This is a genomic window from Solemya pervernicosa gill symbiont, assembly GCF_002020875.1.
Lineage (GTDB): Bacteria > Pseudomonadota > Gammaproteobacteria.
The window spans coordinates 1-1,228 of the sequence record NZ_MPRL01000155.1 but is presented as its reverse complement, the minus strand read 5'-3'; the positions used below and the strand labels follow the sequence as shown (position 1 = coordinate 1,228).

Annotated in this window: 1 pseudogene; it reads left to right on the top strand. The window is 55.6% G+C overall.

Annotated features, from left to right (window positions below):
• Positions 1 to 1,228: pseudogene (locus tag BOW52_RS17185) on the top strand (hypothetical protein); the annotation flags it as partial.

Below are 1,228 nucleotides of genomic sequence, written 5' to 3'. Positions count from 1 at the left end.
TCTTCGTCGTTCGCTCGCGCTCTCAACTACGAATAGGCAGACGGCGTCGACTATCGCGGACTAACCGCCTTCGCTTCGCTATCCATGGCGGTCAGCGGCCGAGCATCGGTCTGCATCCACGTGACATTGAGCGCATTAATGGCGTGTTACAGCGTCTGCGTGATGCCGGTAACTCTCTACTGGTGGTTGAGCACGACCCGCAGATCATGCTCGCTGCAGACCGAATACTCGATATCGGCCCTGGCCCCGGAGAGCGGGGTGGCGAGGTTGTCTTTTACGGCACGCCAAAGCAGTTGATGACCTCTGCGAAGTCGATGCGAACTGGAAAACGCTCGAAACAGACGGCCTCTCTGACCGCCCAATATCTGAGTGGAGCACTTCAGGTCGCTGATGGTCAGTCGAGTGCAGTGCCGGGCGATGAATCAGACTATCTGGAGATACGTGGAGCCGCTGAGCACAATCTGCAACAGATCGATGTACGCATTCCGCTTAACTGCATGGTCACCCTGACGGGGGTCTCTGGCTCCGGCAAATCGACACTGGTTAACGAAGTGCTCTTCAATGCGCTCTCCAAGATCAAGGGGCACCCTGAAGAGATGCCGGGCACATATCATGAGATTGTCGGTCATGAGTTGATTGATGATGTGGTGATGCTTGACCAGGCGCCTATCGGCAAGAGCTCGCGCTCCAACCCGGTTAGCTATGTAGGTGGCTGGGATGCGATTCGAAAACGCTTTGCGAAGGCACCACTTTCAGTAGAGCGAAATTACACTGCGGGCACCTTCAGTTTTAATGCCGGTAATGGACGCTGCCCCGGCTGTAACGGTTCAGGGTTTGAGCATGTGGAGATGCAATTTCTCTCTGATGTCTACCTGCGCTGCCCGGAGTGCAATGGCAGGCGTTATCGAAATGAGATCCTGGAGGTGATGCTTCACGGAAAAACAGTCGCTGATGTGCTGCAGCTGACCGTCAATGAAGCATTGGAGTTTTTTGCCGATGATCGTGAGGTTCATCGTGTGCTTGAACCGCTGCGGGCAGTGGGTCTTGATTATCTGCGTCTTGGACAACCGGTGCCCACCCTCTCGGGAGGTGAGGCGCAGCGCCTAAAGTTGGCCGGTTATCTCGCCAAGACCGGGGAGTCGCTATTTTTGCGGAAGCATGTTTTGGGCATCCAAGCCCAAGCAAGCGGCAAATACTTAACGCGACCGTTTATGCCTACGGCGCCCCG